Source organism: Flammeovirga pacifica, from assembly GCF_000807855.2.
GTDB classification, from domain to species: domain Bacteria; phylum Bacteroidota; class Bacteroidia; order Cytophagales; family Flammeovirgaceae; genus Flammeovirga; species Flammeovirga pacifica.
Window position 1 is genome coordinate 3658246 of sequence record NZ_JRYR02000001.1, and the last position, 22400, is coordinate 3680645.

Consider the following 22400-nt stretch of genomic DNA (forward strand, 5'->3'; position numbering starts at 1 on the left):
TATTGATGATTACCCTATCAATAAACTAGAGGAACTACTGCCTGTTAAATAGTTGGTGTAGACAAGTGCGGGTTTGCCGACTGCTTACCTCTAATTAGTTCTTTGGGTAGTAGCATTATTTAATGAAATTTGCTTTAAAGTAAATTATTTTTTGAAGCACAAATCTTAATACTTTTTTTTAAAAAAGAAAAAGTCACCTTAAATAGAATTGTATACTTATATTATTTCATGAAAAAATCACATTTAGTTTATAAATGTGATTTTGAATTATATTACTTTTAACGAAACTTATATCCAGAATTTATTTATCATATTGAATAATGAAAAGAACCTCTGGAGATAGATAATCATTTATTATTTTTAAAACCTGCTTTTTCCAAGCCTTCCATTATATGTTTTGCTAGTGCTTCTTCTTTTACAAACCTTCTGATAATCTGACCACTATTTTGAGCAAAATCTGGTCTAAGTTTTAAAAGTTCTTCTAGATTTTGTTGTGCTTCTTTCATTTTACCAAGCTGTGCATAACATATTGTTCTCAAAAAAGGACCCCAAAAAAATGATGGGACATGATAATTATTGGCTTCTATTAGTGCCTTTTCATAATCCAATTTTCTATAATGCCCTAGACTTTTCACACCACAAAGCCAAACAGGAAAATCTATATTGTTTTGGTAGATCCTATCGAACAATTCAATTCCTTTATCCCATTCACCATAAAGACATAAATATTGAGCAAGAATACCCAAACGAAGTGGTGTATTGGTGGCTGTTTTTAAGCTATTATTGACGATATGAAAAAAACGTTCTTTTTCATCGAAAATAAATGTTTTATAAGCCATCATGATTTGAACTATTTGACTTTTAGGATTGAGAATATATGCTTTTTCAATTAACCTTTCGCATTCTTTTTTATCGTGTTCAGTACCAAGTGCATTAAGGTATATAGCTCCATGTATGTTCTCTAATAAAGCGTTGATAATTGCTGAATCTGGATCTTCTTTAAGTGATGCTTGTAAAGTGGCTAAAAACTGTTTGTGTGTTTCATTTGTAAAACGTGATAAGTAGAAATACCACATCAATAACACCTGATCTTCTTGATAAGTAGTAGGTTTACTAGCAATTAATTCTTTATATCTTTTTTCATTGATATGCCCCGTTTCTGACCCTAAATGAGTAGCAATTTGAGCGGTAATATTTTCTTGAATATCAAAAAGATCATCATCTTGAAGATTAAACTTATAATGTTCTCCCCATGAATGCGAGTTATCACTAAGGTCTGTCATATGAATAGAGATTTTGGCTTGATTCCCCATCACTTTCATATCGCCTTGTATGGCAAAACGAACATTTTGTTTTTTTAGATTATCAATAAATTTTTGATCGTAATTGATGTTATCAAAAGGCAATGTTGACCCCATGATTTTTATATCATCATATTTTGATAACTGAATCGATAACTCCTGAGAAAATCCAAAACAGAAGTATTCTAGATCTGTATTATTAGATAAGTTTTTAAAAGGTAAGATAGTAACACATGCTTTATCCTCTAATTTAATATTAGCGGTTTTAATGGTTGTTTTTTCCTCTTCCTTTTGCTCTTCAATCACTGTAACTAATGGAATATATTTCCCTTTTGGAATTTCAATCTTTAAGGGATCATTTTTTCCGTCCTCCAAATAGTACAACTTTAGTAATCTCCTTAATCTTCCTACATTTATTCTTACTAAAGCATTTTGATCTGGATCAAAGTTATCTCCTTGATCAAATACATCAATACCAATATTATATCCTTTTAATTGATCACCTCTTTCTTCCACAAATTCAGTAATGATATATTCTAAGAGTTTTTTCATCTTGGGTTTATTGATAAACTCTTCACTTTTAATGATTTTTTGAAGTTGTTCAAGGATTTGAGTATTGATCATATAAAAAGATTTTGGTGTGTTGTAATTTTTAGTTGTTTTATTAGTAAAACGGTAAAAATAGAATAGAGTTGAGGACTTCTATTTCATATTCATTATTGGATGATGTTAAACAAAATGAAAGATTGTTTAACTGTTTGATAAAAAGTAAATTACTTGAATGTTGTTACGGAATCAAGTTGTATGAGTATAAATTTTAATGAAAGTGAATAAAAAAACCTTAAACTTGAAGTAATCTCTGTTTAAGGCTATATAATAAAAAACAGTAGTAGCTTATTTATTTACACTAACATGAAATAGTGCATCACCTTTGTAAACATTGGGAGCTGTATTTAATCCAAAAATATGGCAATCGAAAGGCGCATATATTTTCTTTTCAAACTCTCCAAAAGGATCAGAAACTCTTCCTATCAAAGTCTTTTTTGTGACGTATTCACCATTGGAAATCATCGCTTCAAAAATACCCGAATAAGGAGCTCTTAACCATTTACTTTTTTGAATTAAAATAGGTTTTTGGCTGCTATTTAGGTCGCCTTCTTGCATATTAAGGTACTTCATCACATTTAATGCACCATTTACACCACATTCAATAACATCTTTATCTAATGATAGAGATTTACCACCTTCAAATAATATGATTGGTTTACCCATTTTATGAATGGTTTCTCTAATTGAATGATGAATATAAGTAGAGTGCATCATAAACGGCGCATTGAAAGCTTTGGCTAAAGCCACTTCTCTTTCTTCTTTAAAATTGCATCTAATGTTAGGGAAGTTACTTCTATCGCTTCCTCCAGTATGGAAATCCAAAACATAGTCTACAAGAGGGGCAATTTCTTTTGTAGACTTATAAGCAAACTGACTGGCTAATGAACCTCCTTTATTTCCAGGGAAAATTCTATTTAGATCTCTACCATCAGGAAATGCCCTTGATAGATTGAGGTAGCCAAACATGTTAAAAATAGGAATACAAATTACTGTACCCTTTTTAGGTTTATGGTATTTTTTACGAATGATATCTCGCACAATAGCAACTCCATTAGATTCATCGCCGTGGACACCTCCAAGCAATAATAATACAGGACCATCTTTTTTACCTCTTTCTACTATTACAGGTACTTTTAGGCTATTACGGGTATGTAATTTAGCTACTTCTAATTCTAAGACAGCGCCTTTTCCTTTTTTAATTTCGGTACCCAAAAGGATAAATTTTTCACTAGACATCTTATTTACTAATCATAAATAATAACAGATAAGTTTCAATTTTGAGACTTCTCAAAACTCTATCGAGATCTAGTATTACGGGATTTAAAATCAGAGAGTTGCAAGTATTCAATAAATAAGCACAAAATATTCATCTTCTCTTTTTACCAATGATTCAAGCAGACCAATATTCCCTTTCGGACTTAACCGTAACATACGGTTATTAACTAACATGGGACGGTTTTACTTCTCAAATTTGTCTCAAGATAAAACGAAAAAAATGGAAGAAGTTGTTGAGACCTTCTGGAAAAATGAACTGAAAAAAGATTTCCCAGAACACGAGAAAACATTAAACCATCTCTTCGAAACGCTTGATCATATTTTGGATCTAGCAAGAGACTATTATCTGTGTAAACATCAGATCAGAATTCTTGAAAGAAGAGAGAAAGAAGAATTATGTAATCAATATCAAGAGACTCTTGATGAATTGCATAATGAGTTAAGCTACTTCATAAAAAAATATAGTAATCAAATAAATTATAAGTCAAAATGAACAAGGGAAGATTATTTCTTATGAAAGCCTTAATGCTTGCAATAGCTGTAACAGCATTAGTAGGTTTTAAATATGCATCAGAAGATAAAAAGAATAGAAATGTTGATAATATTCCAGATCTACCAGATGTAAATATTACTTCAGTTACAAAAGAAGACGCCATGGCTCCCCATTACAAAGTGGCAGGAATTATTGGAGAAAAAGTGAAATTTGAATTATTACTTCCAGACGATTGGAACGGCAAGTTTGTCTTCGGCGGCGGCGGCGGATATGTAGGTTCTGTTGTCAATGTAGCATTAGGTTATAAAGCTTTAGAAAAAGGATATGCTACGGTAGGAACAGATACAGGGCATGAAGGCGCCAATGCAATTGACGGTAGATGGGCTCAAGGAGATTTGGAAGCCATTGTCAACTTTGGCCATATGGCTGTGCATAGAACAACAGTAGTTTCTAAAGCAATTATTGAGGCTTTTTATGCTCAAAAAATTGATTATAGCTATTTTGTTGGCTGTTCAAGAGGTGGTGGTCAAGCCATGATGGAAGCACAAAGATATCCAGATGATTTTGATGGAATTGCTGCGGGTGCACCTGCTTATGATTGGACAATGGGATTAGGAATGGGTATGGTACACAATATGATTAACATGTACCCAGATCCAAATAATTTAGATGAACCATTAGTGAGTGTAGATGATTTAAAATTAATAGAAGATGCTTACTTAGAAATGTGTGATGAACTTGACGGTATTAAAGATGGAATTCTGAATGATCCAAGACTATGTGATTTCGATGTCGCTTCTTTATTATGTGATGGAGAGAAAAAAGAAGACTGCTTATCTCAAGAACAAATAAATGCTTTAAAAGCCATTTATGAAGGACCAAAAGATAAGGACGGTAGTATGTTTTATGGTTTTCCTTTTGGAGGAGAAACACATAAAGACGGTTGGTTTAAATGGATTACAGGAGGTTTAAACAATGTAGATGCACAAGCTACTTTTCACCAAGGAATTGAGAATGATTCATCAGATGAGTTTCCACTTCCTCCTAACTTCCAACATGCTTTTGGTACTCATTTCATGAAGTTCTTTGTTTACCAAGATTCTACATGGACTTATGAAGACTTTAACTATGATACATTCAGAGATGATGCTTTGTTGGTTGGAAAAACATTGAACGCAACGAGTCCTGATTTATCAAAATTTAGAGCCAATGGAGGCAAACTATTAATGTACTCAGGGTGGTCTGATACTGCTATTACCTCTTTAGGAACTATAGGTTACTATGAAGATGTCATCAATTTTGATGAAACAGCAGCGGATGATGTAAAATTATTTATGATGCCGGGTGTATTGCACTGTGCAGGTGGTGATGGCCCTTGGTATGTAAACTGGATTGATGAAATAGACAATTGGGTAGCGAATGATAAAGACCCAGATCAAATCACAGTTTACTTTATAGATGAGCAAATGAAACCGGCAGGTTCTAGGTTATTATGTCCATACCCAGAAGCAGCACAGTATGATGGTGAAGGTGATACACGTGATGTCAAATCTTTTGGATGTAATTAAATAAAGAAATTATGATAGGTATAATAGAAATTGCACTAATCACCTTTTTAGCATTACTGCCCATATCTAACCCTTTTAGTTCAGTGCCTTTGTTTTTATCATTAACAAAGGGGCATACTAGAGAGTGGTCGAATAAGCAAGCCTTAATGGCCAGTATTTTTATGGCAGGGATTCTCCTTACTTTCTTATGGTCGGGAGCGATAATTATAGAGTTTTTCGGTATCTCTATTCCAGCCATTCGAGTAGCAGGTGGATTGATCATTATGAAAGTGGGCTTTGGTATGTTAAATCCCAAAGAAACAGAAGAACTTTCTGATGAGATCAAAGAAGAATCTAAAACGAAAAGTGATATATCTTTCACACCCTTGGCCATGCCTTCATTGGCTGGCCCAGGGTCGATATCAGTAGTCATCAGTATGGCAGCCGGGTCTGATAATTTACCAGGTTACATCGCCATTTCATTAGGTGTTTTAATGGTAGTATTAGTGGCCTACTTATCTATGAGAGGAGCACCATTTATATCAAAAATATTAGGAGTAACGGGATTAGATGCCCTTACAAGAATTATGGGATTCATATTAATCTGTGTCGCCTTCCAGTTTGTACTTGATGGTATAGGCGGATACATTGAAAGTAAAGATTTTCTAGAACCTATAATTAAAATGATTAAATCAATAACAACATCGTAGTAGTTTTTTGTGGTATTATATGAATGATTCATAGTCGCTTCTGATTTTATTGGGAGCGACTTTTTATTTGATAATCAGTTTTTTAGGGGTACTAATGTTACCGTTACATACGGTTTTTAACTTACATAAGACCTCTGTTATTATGACATTTGTAGAGTAATAAAAATAAAGAAAACAAATAGATACAAAATGAAAATAATAACAAAAAGACTCACTTTTCTAATGTTACTAGCAGTGAGTGCACTGGCTTACAGTCAAAACAAAGCGGATGAAATTGCACAAAAATTACAGAATCCACTATCAAATATCTCAGCTCTTCCAATCCAAAGTAATTTTGGAATGAACCCAGATAATACAATGAGTTATGGTTTGTCTTTCCAGCCAATTCACGCTACAAGCTATGACAAATTTAATATCATTCATAGAGCAGTAATTGGTGTAAACTATATGCCAGGAATGGATGCGGGTCCTGAATTAGGAAAAATTGATGGACAGTGGGGATTAACGGATATCAATTATTCATTCTTATTCTCCCCTAAGACAGTTAAAAAAGTAGCTTGGGGTGTTGGACCATCAATTAACCTTCCAACTGCCACAAATGATTTCTTAGGCTCAGGACAATGGAGTGGTGGTTTATCTGCCGTAGTAGTTTATCAAACAGGTAAATGGACTTTTGACGGTGTTGTTCGTCAAACATGGTCTTTTGCAGGAGACAATAGTAGAATAGGAGTTAATCAAATGGTTTTACAGCCACTTATTGCTTACAGTTTAGGTAATGGTTGGGTTGTAAATACTTTCCCTACAATCATGGCTAACTGGGATCATGAGAAAGGACAACAATGGACGGTTCCAGTGGGTGCAGGTTTAACAAAAGTGGTATTTATGGGTAAAATGCCTGTAGCAGTAGGTGCTCAATATTACAAATATGTAGTGAGACCAGACCTTGCTCCAACACAAGAATTTAGGCTAATGGCCAACTTTATTTTCTCTAAATAATTATCAAAAAAAATCTACATACGAACATGAAAACTATAAGTTATATCATCGCATTTACTACGCTACTATTTAGCTTTAGCTGTCAACAAAAGACAACTAAAGAGGAAAATTTAAAAGAGGTTGCCTATGAGGCATTCATCTATGCTCACCCTATGATGGAACAGGTAAAAACCCTGAATGGAATGTTTGATTTTATGGGTATGAAACCAAACGTTCCAGCCATGAACGATAAATTCCCCATGGACAATATTGGCTTGCCTATAGTAGCTCCTAACTTCACATCAATGACCGGTGGCGTATTTATAGATATCTCTGAAGGCCCTGTAACCGTTGAAATTCCAGAGGTTAAAGACCGATACATTGTTTACCAATGTGTAGATGTATTTACCCATAATTTCTATTACATGGGAACTAGAGCCAATCAAGGGGAAGGAGGTCAATTCACATTCTACAATAAACACCAGGTTGTATCTAATGATGGTTCTACTCCAGTATTGATGGAGGGAGATCACGCACTGATAATAAACCGTATTGACATTAAAGACCGCAGTGAATTAGAGCGAGTAAGAGAAATCCAAAATGCTATTAAGGTAGTAGCTGCTCCTGAAAAGACAAAAGCTTATCCTGCTTACGACAAGGAAAAAGCTTTCTCGCCTCGTTTTGTGGAGTATGTAAACGATTTGCTGATTACAGTGCCAGAACCTGAAGTAGACCTATTCGATCGATTCAAAGCCATAGGTATTAAGAATGAGGTAGCATTAAGTAAAGAACAACTAAGCGAAGTGCAAGCGGGAATTGATTCAGCTTATCAGGCTATTAAGAATGAAAACAAAAACCTAGAGATTGGTAATGGTTATTTTACGAGTAATGACATCTTCGGAACACGTGAGTTTTTGGATGGCTACTATATAGGAAGAGCAGCTGGTGCAGACTTTGGTTTGTGGGGAAATTCAAAAGAAGAAGCTAACTATTTCATGTTGTATACTGAAGGTGAGGGCGAAATCAATTTCAAATCTGACGAATTACCTCCTTTAACTAAAATAGGATTCTGGTCAATTGCTGTACATGATGAAAACGTATTGGTAGCTAAAAATAAATACGATTCTTATGTACTAACCATGGATCAGATGCAATTTGAAGAGGACGGGTCTTTAACGCTCAAAATATCTTCTAAACCAGAAGAAGGCAACTGGCTTTACACCCCAGGAGGCAAAATGGTTATCGGTATTCGTGCTTATCAGGCTGATCCAGAAAAAATTGGAGATTACGTACCACCAGCATTCATCAAAGGGTAAAACTCTATAAATCAAATCACAGAAATATAAACTGTACTAAAGTGATGAAAAATATTAAAGTAATTTATACCGTTTTCCTAAGCCTATTTGTGTCAAGTGTTTTTGCAAATGATATCAATAAAAAAACGGTTGAAATAGATAAAAACGGCTATGCTATTTTAACAGATAGTCAAATTAAAAACATTGTAGAACGCTCCTACCAATATGTAGCGATGTACAATGTGAATAATAAATACACAGCTTCACCAAAGTCCAATTTTACTACAGGTGGTTGGAACAAAGCATTTACCAATACCGAATTGTATGATCATCATGTTAATTTAGTGGCTAGACCAAATAATGATGCCTTGTATCAAGTAGCTATGTTAGACTTACAGGATGATGCTATTGTAATTGAATTTCCATCATTTAACTCGAAGTATATTTCTCTGATGGTTTCTGGTTACGATCATTACGTGGATATGCCTTTATCAACTGTAAGTGGTGACTTTGATAAGCCAACCAAAATACTTTTCCATTCTGAGAGAACCAAGGGTTATAATGGAGAGCCAATAGAAGGTATTGATCATGTCTATGAAGCTTCTGGTGATTTTATTATCGCTGCCCTACGTATCATGCCGCATGCAAATGAGACAGAAAGGTATAATCAAATTGTAGAGGAGATTGAGTCTATAAAAGGAATGTCTTTATCCGAGTATAAAGGAGGAGCCCCTACATCTACTCCAGAAATGGACTTTCCTGCTACAGGAGAGACTGATGAAGATGTATTTGAAAACAACCTCTTGGAGGTGATGCAATTTGTATTCAATCATACTTCGTTCGATGAAAATAATGAGATGGATCAAGAAGTATTAGCGGCATACAAACCTCTAGGTATTGCACCTGGTAAAACGTATAACCCCAATACAGATGTAAAAATTGATGGTGAAAAATTCAGGGACATTGCAGACAAAGTAAAGGCCGAAAACTTGGCTAAAATGCTAGATCCAGAACTTGTTAAAAAGATAGGTGCGAAAATCTTTCAACCTAAAGGCAAGACTGACCTTGATGCCATCCTTGCTGTTTCTATTATTGGTCCTATTGGAATACCAATGGATCAAGCCATGTATTTTCCAGTAAATGCCTCAGATGGATCGGTAATGAATGCTCAAAACGATTATGTGATCAAAATGACAAAGGAAGATTTACCACCGGCAAATGCCTTTTGGTCATTGACATTGTATGATCAAGACAGAGGGTTCTTTATTCCGAATGATAATAAGAAATACAGTGTAGGTGAAAATGCAGGTTTCAAATTAAATGAAGACGGTGGTATAGACATCTATGTATCTGTAGAAAAACCTGACGGTGTACCAGAAGAGAACTGGCTGCCCATTAACCTTCAAGATCAGAATTTAGATATCCTTTGTCGTCTTTATGCACCGAACCTTGAAAAGATAAAAACATGGACAGTGCCAAAAGCAGAAAAAATAAATCGAAAATAGTTTGATCGAAAAGACTTTGTACTAGAATAGCAATATTCTAGTACACTACTTCAACCAATTTAAAAATGATGAAGTTCACTCAAGTTCTCCTTGCTATTTTATACTTATTTCTTTTTGAAAGTGAAATGTTATTGGCTTCTGAAGTACCAGATTCCACGGAGGTCGTAACTCCTCAAAAAGAAATGAATGTTCCGAAATTCACCTATCAATTTTCAGGTCGAATTCATAAGTCATTGATGATGGTGAATGATGGAGGAGGGAGTTTAGAAGGTCCATATGTAATGGATTCTGATCAATCTCCTTCAAGACTAAAGCTTTTAGTTCAAAATAAAGATTCCTCACCATTTTTTCTAGGGGCAAATATAGAAGTAGGGTTGCACAGTAAAAGGCCATCCCACATTTCTCAAGAGCAAACCAACCCAGAACCTGTCATTAGAATTATGGCAAGCGAGCTGACTTTTGGACATGAAAAGTATGGTTACATCGACATAGGAATAGGGTTAACGTCCTCTACTATGTTTTTGGAAACAGATTTAAGTGGTATAGCGAATAGCAATCTTCTGATTGTAGGTTTAGCCTCACAAGGGCTCTACTTTAGAGATCGGGAGACGGGAGAACTGAGTGATACTCAAATTGTAGATTATTATTATACAACGGGCAGAATGCTCATTACGGATAGAGTCAGATACAGAAGCCCCATTTTATTTGATGGTTTTCAAATTCAAGGTGGAGTGGCTACAGACGGAAAATGGGATGCAGCAGCAAGGTATTTTAAAACGTATGAAAAATGGGATTTTAGATCATATATCTCTTATGAACATGCACCATCTCCAGCCTTTACTGGAAGAATGGTTGTGGGTGTATCAGGAAAGCATCATGCTTCAGGAGTGAGTGTTTCCTCTTTATTTTCAAATGGAGGCGTTACAGAAAATTATAGAAAACCATACGCATATACAATAAGGTTAGGTATAGAGAAGAATTGGTGGAAATATGGCTCAACATCTTTTGCTTTTGATTATAGTGACGGTAGAAATATTAGAAATGCTTACGATAAAGCAGAGAGTATTGGAGCATTTGTCCAACAAAAAGTCACCTCATTAAATTTTGATGTGTATGCTGGTCTTAGAACATATAAAGTTTACAGTCCGCAAGAAAAATTAATGCCTATTCAGACAGCTACTTTAGGCATGGTGTTCGTTTTTTAAATAATAAAAATATGAATCAATATTTCCATAATATCAGTCTTGACATAGGGAACATATTATCTACCCTACTCATCATTGTGCTTGCCATAGGGTTAAAGTTGGGTTTTCTAAGATTACTAGAGAAGAATAATAAAGGACAATCTGGATTTCATTCAAGAAGAAAAATCTTGATTTCTAAGATTGTTAATGTAGGAATAGTTGCTTTTTGTATACTCTTGGTACTAGGTGTGTGGGAGGTGAAACCTGAAGATTTGGCAATATATTTTACATCAATTTTTACCATTATTGGTGTAGCCTTTTTTGCTCAGTGGTCTCACTTATCCAACATAACAGCAGGCGTTATTTTATTCATGACAAGTCCTTTAAAAATAGGGGACAATATAGTGGTGTACGAAGGAGAAAAATTAAGAGGTGTGATTACAGATCTAGGATTGTTTTTTATTACAATCATTACAGAAGAAAATCAAAAATTAATGTTGACAAACACTTTCTTTTTACAGAAGATGTGGTCTGTAAAATTAACCAATGTGAAATAATCGATCAGTTATTTTTCAGTTGAATCGAGATAGTAAAGTTAGTAGAAATTATAAGCATCGGATTTTGTCTGATGCTTATTTGTTTAAAAAAAGCCTGAGATTTCTCACAGGCTTTTTGATTTGAATTAAGAATAGATTTTCTCAATCTCTTTTTCATATTTTTGATGTATGATTTTACGCTTTGGTTTTAACGTTGGCGTAACTTCACCAGTATCTACAGTCCACTCATTTTCGAGCAAACTAAACTTTTGTACTTTTTCGTATCGAGCAAATGATTTATTTGCAGCAGCAATTTCCTTCTTAAACATTTTAACCACAACAGGATTACCGATTAAGTTCTGAGGATTTTCTTCGAAAATATTATTGTCTTCACACCAATTTGAAAGTGCATCAAAGTTAGGAACTATAAGTGCGGCAGGGAATTTTTGATTACTACCAACAACAGCTACCTGTTCTATATAGAAAGATTCCTTCAATTTATTTTCTAAGAATTGCGGAGAAATGTATTTACCAGCAGATGTCTTAAATAATTCTTTTTTACGATCAGTGATTTTTAAGAATTTACCATCAATTAATTCTCCAATATCTCCGGAGTGCAACCAGCCATCTATGACAGTTTCATCTGTTAATTCAGGTTGTTTGTAATAGCCCATCATTACATTGGGTCCTTTGATTAAAATTTCACCATCACTGGCAATCTTCACATCAATTCCTTCTAAAACAGGCCCAACAGTTCCGATCATCATATCTTCAGGGTCGACTCTATTTACACACACCACAGGTGCTGCTTCAGACATACCATATCCTTCGCAGACTTTAATACCTGCTGCCCAAAAAGAACGGATTAAACGAGGTTGAAGAGCCGCAGCTCCAACATTCATATTTCTTATCTCACCACCTAACGCCGCTCTCCATTTTTTGAAAACTAGCTTATCGGCTATAAAATGCTGTACTTTTTGCCATAAAGACTGTTTTTCTCTTGGGTTATAGCGTAAGCCTAAATTTAACGACCAGAAGAAAATAATCTTAGTCAAACCTTTTGTGGCCATTCCTTTATTAAGAATAGTATCGTATACTTTTTCTAAAAGACGAGGAACGGTACAAAATACATGTGGCTTTACCTCTTTTAGGTTATCAGCTACTTTGGCCACATTTTCTGCAAAATAGACAGAAACACCTCCACAGAGATAAGAAAATAAACTTGTTCTTTCGTAAACATGAGAAAGAGGCAAGAAACTTAACGCTCTTGCATTGCCTTTATCTACAGGTAAGGTAGCCGATGCAGCAATAGCATCTGTTACCACATTTCTGTGAGATAACATGACCCCTTTTGGATTTCCTGTAGTTCCAGAAGTATATACAATTGTATAGAGGTCTTCCTCTTTTACATCGTCTCTTAATGTATTGATATGGTCAATTTCATCTTGAGTAGCACTAAGTAAGCTTGTCCAAGATGTTTCTTCTTCCACATCATTAAATGTGTAGATCTTTTCTAATTCTGGTAGTCGATCACCAACTTTTCGGATCTTATTTACCAAAGCTTTTGTCTCTAGAAAAGCTACTTTAATTTCTGCGTGATTAAAGATGTATAGATAATCTTCTTCAGTAATTGTAGGATAAATAGGCACAACAGTTACTCCAATCTGAGCACAGGCCAAATCTACAAAACTCCATTCCGGACGGTTATCCGATACAATAGCTACTTTATCGCCTTTTTTAAGGCCGTAACGAAGTAAACCACTACCTAATTGATAGAGAATTTCAGAGGTCTTATCTGTAGAATAAGTCTCCCATTCTTCGTTTACTTTATTAGCAAAACACACATTTAAACCACCGTAAAGTGATTTCTGTTGGTCAATAAAATCAAATACTCGTTTTGGTTCCATGAAACGATTGATAAATATGCTTATATGCTGAGTAATACTCAGGTTTTAATATGTTTTCTAGTTGTAATTACTGTGACGGTGTAAGCACAGTTACTACAAATTAAGAAGTTTTTGTAGTAATACAAGGTGATTTATGTTAAGATTTTCATCCTTAAAAGGGTTATTTTTCTGATTTTCAGTTTTATAATAATGAGTGAATAGTCATTTAATATAATATATTAACCGAATAGAGCTAAATAGAACTAATAGATAAGTATCTTTGCCTTACCGATTTTTTAAACATGGTTATGGAAGTATTTGACAAGAAAGAACATTGGGAAAATATTTATCAGAATAAAGCGATAACAGAAGTAAGTTGGTATCAAAAAGTACCGGAGACTTCTTTAGACTTTATCGAGCGTTCTGTTTTACCCAAAAGATCTTCAATTATAGATGTTGGAGGAGGAGATAGTTTATTGGTTGATCACCTTTTAAAAAAGGGGTATACCAATCTCTCTGTATTAGATATTTCTTCAAAAGCATTACAACGTGCTCAAGAAAGATTAGGTGATGCCTCAGAGCAAATTCAATGGATAGAAAGCGATGCAAGCCAATTAGAAATAGACCAAAAATTTGATCTATGGCACGACAGGGCTGCTTTCCATTTTTTAACGGAGGACAAAGATATTGAGAACTATAAACGTGTGGTGTCTCAATATATAAAAACAGATGGTATTTTAATTATTGGTACATTTTCAGAGAATGGACCCAAGAAATGTAGTGGAATACCCATCAAACAATATTCTGTAAAAAAACTAGCAAAGGTATTTGAAGATAATTTTGAATTGATCAACACTCTAAAAGTGGATCATACAACACCTTTTGATACCGTACAAAATTTCTCATTTTGTTGCTTAAGGAAAAAATAAAAAAATGGCTGTCTTGAAATATTTTAAGGCAGCCTTTTTATATTATGAAGGTATATTGAGCTTTAACTTATTTATACCATTCAACGATTTAAGGTATTCAATAACATAGTGATTTTTACCTTTAAGGTAGTTTTCTAAACTACTGCCTTTATTATAAGTTGTGACCAACCCAACTTCTTCGAGATCATCCCAATGGATTTCATGAAATGCCATATCCCAAGAGACAAAATTTCTTTGATCTATTTCTCCTGAGTATATTTTTTGAATTGTATTGTGTCGGGTATCATTAGATATTATCTTGTAAAGATCATTGACTACTTTTTCATCACCTTCAAGTATTTGAATAAATTTATTATCGAGTAATAATAATAGTCCTGTAAGCTCTTTTTCTTTATTTTTCTTACGACTATGTACTAAAATTTCTTTTAAAATATCATCATCTAATAATTCCTTCCTTGTACTGATATAGCATAGACAATACATATTGATATTACTTTAATGGTTTTCGTTAATGTCATGATAATCAATTAGTTTTTGACTTTTATTAGATTGATGGTTTTTTATTTGATAGTTAATAATAGATCTTTAAAACTGAAAATTGATTTATTTTTTTTGATGTAACGCAGAGATATCCTTTGGAGAGATTTGATACTTTTCTTTAAAATTTTCAGAAAAATTAGAAATACTCTTAAATCCAAATTGTCTACTTACCTCAGTCACTGATATATTATTTTGAGATAATGCCTTGTAAGCTAATTCTAATCGATAATTTAAATGAAAACGCGGTATTGTAGTACCAAAAGCACTTTCAAAATCTCTCTTTAATTTTGATAAAGAGACTCCATATTTATCAGCAAAGAAATTTAAGGATGGAGTTTTATCCATGAGCATTATCAATTCATGATTAATTTTTTGCATCCTTTGAATATCATCAATATGTAAATTGGTATTTCGAACCATTCCTTGGTTACGCTTAATGATGATATCCAAAAAGAAACCTAAAGATTCCACAGATCTGGCTAATACAATTCCATTTTTATAAGGAGGAGTCCATTCAGGATCTATATAAAAAAGGTCTTTTAATAAAAGCTGAATTTTGGTAGGAATTATAGCATAAAACACCCATGGATTTTTTATATCAAACACTTTACCTATGTACGTTTCCATATGAGACATATATTCATGAAAATAGTCTTTTGATATCCTAACAGACACCCATTTACTTTCTTCATTTACTTTGGCTTGTGACTCTAAGTTGATCATGGTGCTTTGCATACTCATTAACCTACCTGAAGTGTTGATTAATTCCGATGCATCAGAAGTTGATTTAGGAGCAATATTATTTGTAAAATCAAATTGAAAATAAATAAAAGCTTCGGTTCCTTCTTCTTTTAAAACCTTAATATTCATCTCTTCTAGAAAGGTCACCTCATGAATTCCTATTTCAATTCCATTAAAGGGACTATACCATTGAAAATTGAGATAAAGACTGCTGTCTTCAATAATTAATTGATTCTTTTCTTTTGATTGATTAGTGTAAAGCTGTTCTAATTGTTGGATTGTACTCTTTACCGAACCTGTTTTTAATACAACTTCTTTCATATAAGAATGATGATTACTTTATACATCAATTAAACCTTTAATATTTTACTAAATTCTTCAATTTGATCTTTTGAATATAAGAGTTGAGCTAATTGATATAATCTAATATAAGCGATAAGTGGTATACTATACTATCATTTAAAAATAAAAAACAAAGAAAATGAAATCTAGTATAATACCCTTTATTGGTGCTACATTTTTAGCTTACTCTAGTATTTATTCAGTAAATGCTCAATCTACTTTATCTGATGCAAAACTTGAAGGAAACGAACATATATCTACTGTATATGGAGACGTAGAATTAGAACATAGTTTTGTAAATAAAGGGTCGGAAGAATTATTTTATGCAATGGATTTCCAAAGAGCTTCTCAAGCTTATATTTGGTCTACACCTATTGTATCTATGAAAACTTGGGGCGATAATGAAGATGCTGCATTTGATGTTGCAGGGTTAGAAAATTTTGTCATCCTTAAATCATTAAAAGAGAAAAGAGGGATAGTCACTGGTAATTTAACTACTCCATATATTTTCACTTTCTCTAATCTTAAAGATGGGGCTGTAAAATTAGATTATCCTAAAGGAATGACTGCGGGAGCGTTTCTTGATTTATGGCAAAGACCAGTAGTTGATTTAGGATTAACAGGTCCTGATAAAGGGCAAGGAGGTACTTATATTATTTGTGGTCCTAATGATGATCCTAAAAATTATGAAGGTCAAGCAGACTTTGTAGTACAATCAGAAACAAATAATTTCTTTATCGGATTAAGAATTTTAGAAGAAGACCCTAAAGCGGTTGATAAGTTTAAATCAAAATTAAAATTAGGAAAAGTAGAAGGAGCATTAAAAGATGCCACTTTTGCTGAAGATAAAGATATCGAATGGTCTGCTACAGCACCAAGAGATATGGATTACTGGAGAAAGTTACATACGCTTATTCATGAAGAACCAGTTAGAGAACAAGATAAGGTATGGATTGCTATGTTAAAACCACTTGGTTTAGAAATTGGTAAGCCATTCAACCCAACAAAACAACAAGAAAAAGTTTTAATAGAAGGTTTAAAAATGGGAGAGTTGATGTTGAGAAACTTACAAACAAACCCAAGATTTACAGAACCATATTGGACAGGAACAAATTGGTTCAAATCATTTGACTTTAATATTCCTCAGATAAACGAAACAATGGTCTACCTAGACGAAAGAGCTGTCTGGTATTATGAAGCAGTAAGTTCGACAAAAGGAATGGTAGAGCCTACACCTGGATATGGTCAAATTTATATGACCTCTAAAAGAGACAGTAAAGGTGATTTATTAAGAGCAGATCAAACTTATAAATTGACAGTTCCTGCAGATGTTCCGGTAGAACAATTCTGGTCAGTAACTCTTTACAGCGAAAACACAAGAAGACCATACGATAATGGTGGTGATAAAATTTCTGATGTGGGTATTAATTCTAGAAGAAAGGATGTGACCTATAACAGCGATGGAACAATAGATATTTATATAGGATCAGAATGTCCAAAGGGTGTAAACCCTGCTAATTATCTAAAGACAGTTGGTAACGATGGTTGGTTTATTTATTTCAGGTTATATGCACCTAAACAAGCGTTTTTTGATAAAACGTTTCAACTACCTGATTGGGAAAAAGTAATTGTTGGATTAAGTAAATAATTCTTTACCCCAATAAAAAGTCGAAGGCAATTGTATCTGATAGATGTCAATTGCCTTCTTTTTTTATGACAATATTTTTTTAAAAATTGATATTGATACCTGCTTGTCCACCAATCCATAATGTAGTTCTAATTTCTTGATTATTAGTTTCATCATAGAAAGCATGCTCTGGAATCTGTAATGAACCTGCTTGCTCATTACCATTTACTTTTTGATCGACTGTATAGACATTAAATGAAGGACCAGCGAAGATGCTTAAGTTTTTTGTGATGTGAAATTGAACGTTTAAATCAGCTTTGCTTAGAATATTTAGGCTATTGGTATCAAAGTTATTATCGTATATAATTTGATTGGCAGAGAGGTCTAAAGCAAGACTAACATGCTTACTTAAATCATGCATAGTACCAAAACCAAGACCAAAAGTATTTACATTCTTATTTTCAAATTGACTGTATCCGCCTTTAAAAATAGTATAGAATTTCTTTGTACCCATTTTGAAGCTTACATTGCCCCATACTGTTTCTCCGGCACCCACTTCAATAGCATAATAACCATTTTTTACTACGTTAATTAATCCAATAGGTGTGCCATCAGCATTTGCAGAAACAACATTAATTAAACCAATTTGAGTACCTACTAACGAATCTGCATGGTTAATTAGTCCAATTTGTGCACCTGTTATTTTATTTCTAGTTGTATTGGTTAAACCAATTTGTGCCCCATTCATATTTTGATTAACCACATTAGATATACCTGAAATTTGAGCACCACTAGCATCTTCTTTTACAAAGTTGTTGATACCGGCTATTTGCATACCATCTAAGCTTTTATGAGTAAAGTTGGTAATACCCGCAATGATAAAACCATTATTCTCACCAGTAGTAACATTAGTAATACCAGCTATTTGAAAACCGTTAACGTCTCCTTTATTTACATTGGCAATACCCCCTAGTTCAAAATAATTTACCCCAGAGTTTATTCCCCAAAGAATATTGAATGATACATCGTTATTCATATTCGTATTTAAACCATTTGTTCCTAAGGGATAAAGGAAGGAAACTTGTCCTTTAAATTGATTGGTTTGTGTGGAATCTGATTGTGCTATTGAATATTGTAAGCCAAGGATAAATACTGCGATATATATTAATAATTTTTTCATGATCTTTTTTGAATTTGTCTCTTATTTAATTGAAAAGCCTTAGACGTCTTTACTGCTTTTCATATAAGAGACCCCTCAAGATTTAATTACCCCTATTGAATGATTAAAAAAAATCAGTTTTTTTTAATCATTTGATTTTCAGAAGTAAAATGAATACAACATTAACTTTATCTTCCTGTTTATCAGGTATTTACGTTCACTTTTTGATTGTTTTTCAATTTTTGTTTAAACAAATATTGTCTATCACTTGTTTGTAGGGTATAAATTATATAAATTTGTTTAAACAAATAAAGTTGTAACAATTCAAAATACAAATATGTCATCACAATCAATCTCTAGTTCAGAAGTAAAAAGTACAGAAGAATCAAAAGTAACAATGGTAATAAGATATTTATTGGCATTTATGATGATTGTATTTGGAGCAAATAAGTTTGCTCAATTTATACCAATGCCTCCTGCAAACGAGCAGGTAGAACAAGTTTTTGGAGCATTAATGATGATGGGAATTTTACCAATTGTCGGAGTTCTAGAAATTTTTGGTGGAATAATGTTAGCCATTAAAAAGCAAGTACCTGTAACATTGATTGTTCTTGGAGCCATAGGTTTCAATGCGGTGCTATTTCATGCAACATTAGATCCTGCAGGTATTGGTGGATCAGTGGTTTTTCTAGGTATGGTTATTTATTTAGCCTATGCCTATAGATCAAAATATATATCATTAGTTAGATAATCTAGTAGTTTGTTATTGTACATCCAACCCATTTCAATCAAAAAACATTTAGCAGTAAGAGAGAAATATTTAACTTATCGTAGATCAATTAGAGAAAAACAGTCACTTTTTAGTGACTGTTTTTTTTATTCTAGAATTTGTACCTTTTCATCTATACTTGACGCTTGTTCTCCCCATAGTGATATAGCGTCTAGTACTGGAATTAATGTTTTTCCAAAGTCAGTCATAGAATATTCTACTTTTAAAGGAGGCTTATTAGTAGCTAAAACTTTTCTATTAATTAAACCATCTTCTTCTAATTGCTTCAGCTGAAGACTCAATGTTCTTTCGCTAATGGTAGAAATAATTTTTTTTAATTCATTATAACGATGGGGGCCATTTTTTAAATGAATAAGAATAACCGACTTCCATTTTCCACCAATATATTTCATGGTTAAACTGGTACAACATGGGTATTCTTTATTATCAACTTTAAATTTCATAATTGTATTTTTTTCTAAATATATTAAACTAACAAAAGTATAGCAACTTTATTTAGTGATGTTTGAAATTGATGTAAAAAAAATAAATGTTAATTTTTAAACTAACCTTTTTGTCCGTTATTGCTTCATAAATAAACGACACTTATGTTTGTAACTATCAAAAGTATAGTAGCATTAATAATTAATGTAAACATTTTGATAGTAACGTGAATAAAATTTAATTAAGGTGATTTGTTTAAACAATTATAATTCATTGCCGTTGAAACAAACATCAATCTAAAAAAAAATAATTATGGAATTCATTGACATCGCTAAATCGAGATATACCACAAAAAAATACGACGCATCGAAAAAAGTAAGTGCTACTGATATTGAAACAATCAAAGAAATTTTACAATACAGTCCTTCATCCATCAATTCTCAACCTTGGAAATTTACTATAGTAGGAAGCCAAGATATAAAAGAGAAGCTAGGTAAGGCTTCATTCTTTAACGAGGAAAAATTGGTAGAAGGATCACATGTAGTAGTCTTTAGTGCTGTAGATAATTTGGCTAATTTTGAAGGGAAAATGGATAGCTATCTTGCTGAGGGAGCAATAGGATACTATAATAATTTCTTAAAGCCACAGGGTGAAGAAGCGATTAAAACATGGATGTCTAAGCAAGTATATTTGTCAATAGGCTATTTCCTTTCTGCAATTGCATCTATGGGTATAGATTCAACACCAATGGAAGGTATTGAAAACGATAAATACAAAGAAATTTTAGGACTAGATGGTTACCAGCCATTAGTTGCGGTTATGATCGGATACCGTGATGAAAAAGATGGAAATCAACCTATAAACACTGCAAAATCAAGATTAGATTTAGACAGTGTGGTAGAAGTTCTATAATCGAGTGACATTTTTCTGCAAAAGGCAACGGAATTATTTTCAGTTGCCTTTTTTGTATCGATAATAATATAGTAACTTTATTAACTTACTAGAGTAATGATTTTTAATCAACTCAGTATTAATAACCAAAATCTAACAATAATGATTTACAACGACGTCCTAGAAAGTATTGGGGGAACACCCGTAATTCGTATCAATCAACTTTTCGGAAGCGATCATGAGGTTTACATGAAAGCTGAAAAATTCAATCCAGGTGGCAGTATCAAAGATAGAATTGCTTTATCTATGATCAATCAAGCTGAGAAAGATGGGTTAATTAATAAAGAAACTTCACTTATTGAGCCTACTTCTGGAAATACAGGAATCGGTCTAGCAATGGTAGCAGCAGTAAAAGGTTATTCTCTTACTTTAGTAATGCCTGAATCTATGAGTATAGAAAGAAGGAAACTAATGGCTGCTTACGGTGCAAAATTGGTTTTAACACCAAAAGAAGGCGGAATGAAAGGAGCTATCGCAAAAGCACAAGAACTATTTGAAGAAAGTGATAATGCTTGGATTCCTTCTCAATTTGATAATCCTGCCAACGTAGCCATTCATGAAGAAACTACTGCACAAGAAATTATCGCAGATTTTCCTAATGGTATCGATTACCTTATCACAGGTGTAGGTACAGGTGGTCATATTACAGGTGTGGCAAAAGTCTTGAAGAAATTCTGGCCGAATCTAAAAGTTCTTGCTGTAGAGCCAGAGGGTAGTGCAGTAATTGGAGGAGGAAGTCCAGGACCACACCCACTTCAAGGTATCGGACCAGGTTTTATACCAGGTAACTTAGATGTAGAACTTTTAGATGGTGCTATTGGTGTAAACAACGATAGAGCCAAGCAATTAGCAGCAGAGTTTGCTTTAAAAGAAGGATTTTTAGGTGGTATCTCTACAGGAGCATCATTGGCTGCAATCGAGAAAAAATTACCAGAAATACCTAAAGGAAGTAAAGTATTATCATTTAACTATGATACAGGAGAGCGTTACCTTTCTGTAGAAGGTTTGTTCTAGTAACCTGTGGAATATTTTTCACTGAACTCAGGTTCGTAGGTATTGAAAAATAATAGTAAATTTATAGCACTCAATTGATTCATCAGTTGAGTGTTTTTTTAATCTAACTAATTTTCACAGCAATGACTAGAAAAGCAACTCTTCAAGATCTAGAGCAATTAACAATACTTTTTGATAGCTATAGAGTATTTTATAAAAAACAGTCAGATATTAAAGCTGCTAGAAATTTCTTACAAGAACGTTTAGAATTAAACGATAGTTTAATTTATGTTCATGAGCAAGAAGGTATACTAACAGGGTTTACTCAATTGTACCCTTTATTCTCTTCTACAAGAATGAAAAAACTATGGTTACTGAATGATCTTTTTGTGAATCCAAAGTATCGAGGACAAGGCATATCGCTTCAACTTCTTGAAAGTGGGAAAGAATTAGCGAAGAAAACCAACGCTTGTGGAGTGATGTTAGAAACAGAAAAGACAAATGAGATTGGGAACCAACTTTACCCAAGAGCAGGTTTTGAATTAAATGAAGGCTCCAATTTTTATGAATGGACGACTAGTTAATCAAT

General features: G+C 33.3%; 21 protein-coding genes. 14 read left to right on the top strand and 7 right to left on the bottom strand.

Annotation, left to right across the window (positions count from 1 at the left end):
• Window positions 1-347 precede the first annotated feature (347 nt).
• Window positions 348-1925, bottom strand: a complete 1578-nt coding sequence (locus NH26_RS14405; protein ID WP_044227258.1) for a hypothetical protein — start codon at window positions 1923-1925, stop codon at window positions 348-350.
• Between the two features lie 270 nt (window positions 1926-2195).
• Window positions 2196-3146, bottom strand: a complete 951-nt coding sequence (locus tag NH26_RS14410; RefSeq protein ID WP_044227260.1) for a succinylglutamate desuccinylase/aspartoacylase family protein — start codon at window positions 3144-3146, stop codon at window positions 2196-2198.
• A 211-nt stretch (window positions 3147-3357) separates the two neighbouring features.
• On the opposite strand from NH26_RS14410, the gene NH26_RS14415 reads away from it, so the two are divergent.
• The 8 genes from NH26_RS14415 (at window position 3358) to NH26_RS14450 (ending at window position 11451) form a co-directional block, all read left to right on the top strand.
• On the top strand, window positions 3358-3678 hold the full coding sequence (locus tag NH26_RS14415) for a hypothetical protein (protein ID WP_044227263.1): 321 nt from the start codon (window positions 3358-3360) through the stop codon (window positions 3676-3678).
• Window positions 3675-5246 (top strand): tannase/feruloyl esterase family alpha/beta hydrolase, encoded by a 1572-nt coding sequence (locus NH26_RS14420; protein ID WP_044227266.1) that lies wholly within the window; start codon window positions 3675-3677, stop codon window positions 5244-5246. The genes NH26_RS14415 and NH26_RS14420 overlap by 4 nt, the downstream gene beginning before the upstream one ends.
• Window positions 5247-5257: 11 nt before the next feature.
• Window positions 5258-5935: a MarC family NAAT transporter gene (locus tag NH26_RS14425; RefSeq protein ID WP_044227270.1), complete on the top strand. Its 678-nt coding sequence runs from the start codon at window positions 5258-5260 to the stop codon at window positions 5933-5935.
• A 189-nt stretch (window positions 5936-6124) separates the two neighbouring features.
• Entirely contained in the window at window positions 6125-6931 is an 807-nt protein-coding gene (locus NH26_RS14430) for a hypothetical protein (RefSeq protein WP_139263079.1), read from the top strand.
• A 26-nt stretch (window positions 6932-6957) separates the two neighbouring features.
• Window positions 6958-8226: a DUF1254 domain-containing protein gene (locus NH26_RS14435; RefSeq protein ID WP_044227272.1), complete on the top strand. Its 1269-nt coding sequence runs from the start codon at window positions 6958-6960 to the stop codon at window positions 8224-8226.
• Between the two features lie 44 nt (window positions 8227-8270).
• The gene (locus NH26_RS14440) at window positions 8271-9710 is read left to right on the top strand and encodes a DUF1214 domain-containing protein (RefSeq protein WP_084812187.1); all 1440 of its coding nucleotides are present in this window, start codon (window positions 8271-8273) and stop codon (window positions 9708-9710) included.
• A gap of 65 nt (window positions 9711-9775) precedes the next feature.
• Window positions 9776-10915, top strand: a complete 1140-nt coding sequence (locus tag NH26_RS14445; RefSeq protein ID WP_044227278.1) for a hypothetical protein — start codon at window positions 9776-9778, stop codon at window positions 10913-10915.
• Window positions 10916-10926: 11 nt separating this feature from the next.
• A complete protein-coding gene (locus NH26_RS14450; protein WP_044227280.1) occupies window positions 10927-11451 on the top strand; it encodes a mechanosensitive ion channel domain-containing protein in 525 nt (174 codons plus the stop codon).
• A 125-nt stretch (window positions 11452-11576) separates the two neighbouring features.
• Here NH26_RS14450 and NH26_RS14455 read toward each other — a convergent pair whose 3' ends face one another.
• Entirely contained in the window at window positions 11577-13337 is a 1761-nt protein-coding gene (locus tag NH26_RS14455; protein ID WP_044227283.1) for an AMP-dependent synthetase/ligase, read from the bottom strand.
• 287 nt (window positions 13338-13624) lie between these two features.
• On the opposite strand from NH26_RS14455, the gene NH26_RS14460 reads away from it, so the two are divergent.
• On the top strand, window positions 13625-14245 hold the full coding sequence (locus NH26_RS14460) for a class I SAM-dependent methyltransferase (protein ID WP_044227380.1): 621 nt from the start codon (window positions 13625-13627) through the stop codon (window positions 14243-14245).
• A 42-nt stretch (window positions 14246-14287) separates the two neighbouring features.
• On the opposite strand, the gene NH26_RS14465 is transcribed toward NH26_RS14460, so the two are convergent.
• Window positions 14288-14728, bottom strand: a complete 441-nt coding sequence (locus tag NH26_RS14465; protein WP_052432214.1) for a BLUF domain-containing protein — start codon at window positions 14726-14728, stop codon at window positions 14288-14290.
• A gap of 120 nt (window positions 14729-14848) precedes the next feature.
• Entirely contained in the window at window positions 14849-15847 is a 999-nt protein-coding gene (locus NH26_RS14470; RefSeq protein ID WP_044227286.1) for a helix-turn-helix domain-containing protein, read from the bottom strand.
• A gap of 160 nt (window positions 15848-16007) precedes the next feature.
• Between NH26_RS14470 and NH26_RS14475 the strand changes: the two genes are divergently transcribed.
• A complete protein-coding gene (locus tag NH26_RS14475; RefSeq protein WP_044227290.1) occupies window positions 16008-17516 on the top strand; it encodes a DUF1254 domain-containing protein in 1509 nt (502 codons plus the stop codon).
• 79 nt (window positions 17517-17595) lie between these two features.
• On the opposite strand, the gene NH26_RS14480 is transcribed toward NH26_RS14475, so the two are convergent.
• Window positions 17596-18675, bottom strand: coding sequence for an LA_2272 family surface repeat-containing protein (locus NH26_RS14480; protein ID WP_052432215.1), 1080 nt, complete (start codon window positions 18673-18675; stop codon window positions 17596-17598).
• 316 nt (window positions 18676-18991) lie between these two features.
• Here NH26_RS14480 and NH26_RS14485 point away from each other — a divergent pair, with 316 nt between their 5' ends.
• On the top strand, window positions 18992-19405 hold the full coding sequence (locus NH26_RS14485; protein WP_044227293.1) for a hypothetical protein: 414 nt from the start codon (window positions 18992-18994) through the stop codon (window positions 19403-19405).
• Window positions 19406-19530: 125 nt separating this feature from the next.
• Here the strand turns inward: NH26_RS14485 and NH26_RS14490 are convergent, their stop codons facing one another.
• Window positions 19531-19887, bottom strand: a complete 357-nt coding sequence (locus NH26_RS14490; protein WP_044227296.1) for a winged helix-turn-helix transcriptional regulator — start codon at window positions 19885-19887, stop codon at window positions 19531-19533.
• A gap of 292 nt (window positions 19888-20179) precedes the next feature.
• On the opposite strand from NH26_RS14490, the gene NH26_RS14495 reads away from it, so the two are divergent.
• From NH26_RS14495 to NH26_RS14505, 3 genes are all read left to right on the top strand, one after another.
• Entirely contained in the window at window positions 20180-20779 is a 600-nt protein-coding gene (locus tag NH26_RS14495; protein ID WP_044227299.1) for an NAD(P)H-dependent oxidoreductase, read from the top strand.
• A gap of 141 nt (window positions 20780-20920) precedes the next feature.
• The gene (cysK, locus tag NH26_RS14500) at window positions 20921-21832 is read left to right on the top strand and encodes a cysteine synthase A (RefSeq protein ID WP_044227302.1); all 912 of its coding nucleotides are present in this window, start codon (window positions 20921-20923) and stop codon (window positions 21830-21832) included.
• A 122-nt stretch (window positions 21833-21954) separates the two neighbouring features.
• A complete protein-coding gene (locus NH26_RS14505) occupies window positions 21955-22395 on the top strand; it encodes a GNAT family N-acetyltransferase (protein ID WP_044227305.1) in 441 nt (146 codons plus the stop codon).
• Window positions 22396-22400 lie beyond the last annotated feature (5 nt).

Coding starts and splice junctions, on each gene's coding strand:
- NH26_RS14405 (WP_044227258.1), bottom strand. CDS start 1,925: ATGATCAATACTCAAATCCTTGAACAACTTCAAAAAATCATTAAAAGT.
- NH26_RS14410 (WP_044227260.1), bottom strand. CDS start 3,146: ATGTCTAGTGAAAAATTTATCCTTTTGGGTACCGAAATTAAAAAAGGA.
- NH26_RS14415 (WP_044227263.1), top strand. CDS start 3,358: ATGGGACGGTTTTACTTCTCAAATTTGTCTCAAGATAAAACGAAAAAA.
- NH26_RS14420 (WP_044227266.1), top strand. CDS start 3,675: ATGAACAAGGGAAGATTATTTCTTATGAAAGCCTTAATGCTTGCAATA.
- NH26_RS14425 (WP_044227270.1), top strand. CDS start 5,258: ATGATAGGTATAATAGAAATTGCACTAATCACCTTTTTAGCATTACTG.
- NH26_RS14430 (WP_139263079.1), top strand. CDS start 6,125: ATGAAAATAATAACAAAAAGACTCACTTTTCTAATGTTACTAGCAGTG.
- NH26_RS14435 (WP_044227272.1), top strand. CDS start 6,958: ATGAAAACTATAAGTTATATCATCGCATTTACTACGCTACTATTTAGC.
- NH26_RS14440 (WP_084812187.1), top strand. CDS start 8,271: ATGAAAAATATTAAAGTAATTTATACCGTTTTCCTAAGCCTATTTGTG.
- NH26_RS14445 (WP_044227278.1), top strand. CDS start 9,776: ATGATGAAGTTCACTCAAGTTCTCCTTGCTATTTTATACTTATTTCTT.
- NH26_RS14450 (WP_044227280.1), top strand. CDS start 10,927: ATGAATCAATATTTCCATAATATCAGTCTTGACATAGGGAACATATTA.
- NH26_RS14455 (WP_044227283.1), bottom strand. CDS start 13,337: ATGGAACCAAAACGAGTATTTGATTTTATTGACCAACAGAAATCACTT.
- NH26_RS14460 (WP_044227380.1), top strand. CDS start 13,625: ATGGAAGTATTTGACAAGAAAGAACATTGGGAAAATATTTATCAGAAT.
- NH26_RS14465 (WP_052432214.1), bottom strand. CDS start 14,728: ATGTATTGTCTATGCTATATCAGTACAAGGAAGGAATTATTAGATGAT.
- NH26_RS14470 (WP_044227286.1), bottom strand. CDS start 15,847: ATGAAAGAAGTTGTATTAAAAACAGGTTCGGTAAAGAGTACAATCCAA.
- NH26_RS14475 (WP_044227290.1), top strand. CDS start 16,008: ATGAAATCTAGTATAATACCCTTTATTGGTGCTACATTTTTAGCTTAC.
- NH26_RS14480 (WP_052432215.1), bottom strand. CDS start 18,675: ATGAAAAAATTATTAATATATATCGCAGTATTTATCCTTGGCTTACAA.
- NH26_RS14485 (WP_044227293.1), top strand. CDS start 18,992: ATGTCATCACAATCAATCTCTAGTTCAGAAGTAAAAAGTACAGAAGAA.
- NH26_RS14490 (WP_044227296.1), bottom strand. CDS start 19,887: ATGAAATTTAAAGTTGATAATAAAGAATACCCATGTTGTACCAGTTTA.
- NH26_RS14495 (WP_044227299.1), top strand. CDS start 20,180: ATGGAATTCATTGACATCGCTAAATCGAGATATACCACAAAAAAATAC.
- cysK (WP_044227302.1), top strand. CDS start 20,921: ATGATTTACAACGACGTCCTAGAAAGTATTGGGGGAACACCCGTAATT.
- NH26_RS14505 (WP_044227305.1), top strand. CDS start 21,955: ATGACTAGAAAAGCAACTCTTCAAGATCTAGAGCAATTAACAATACTT.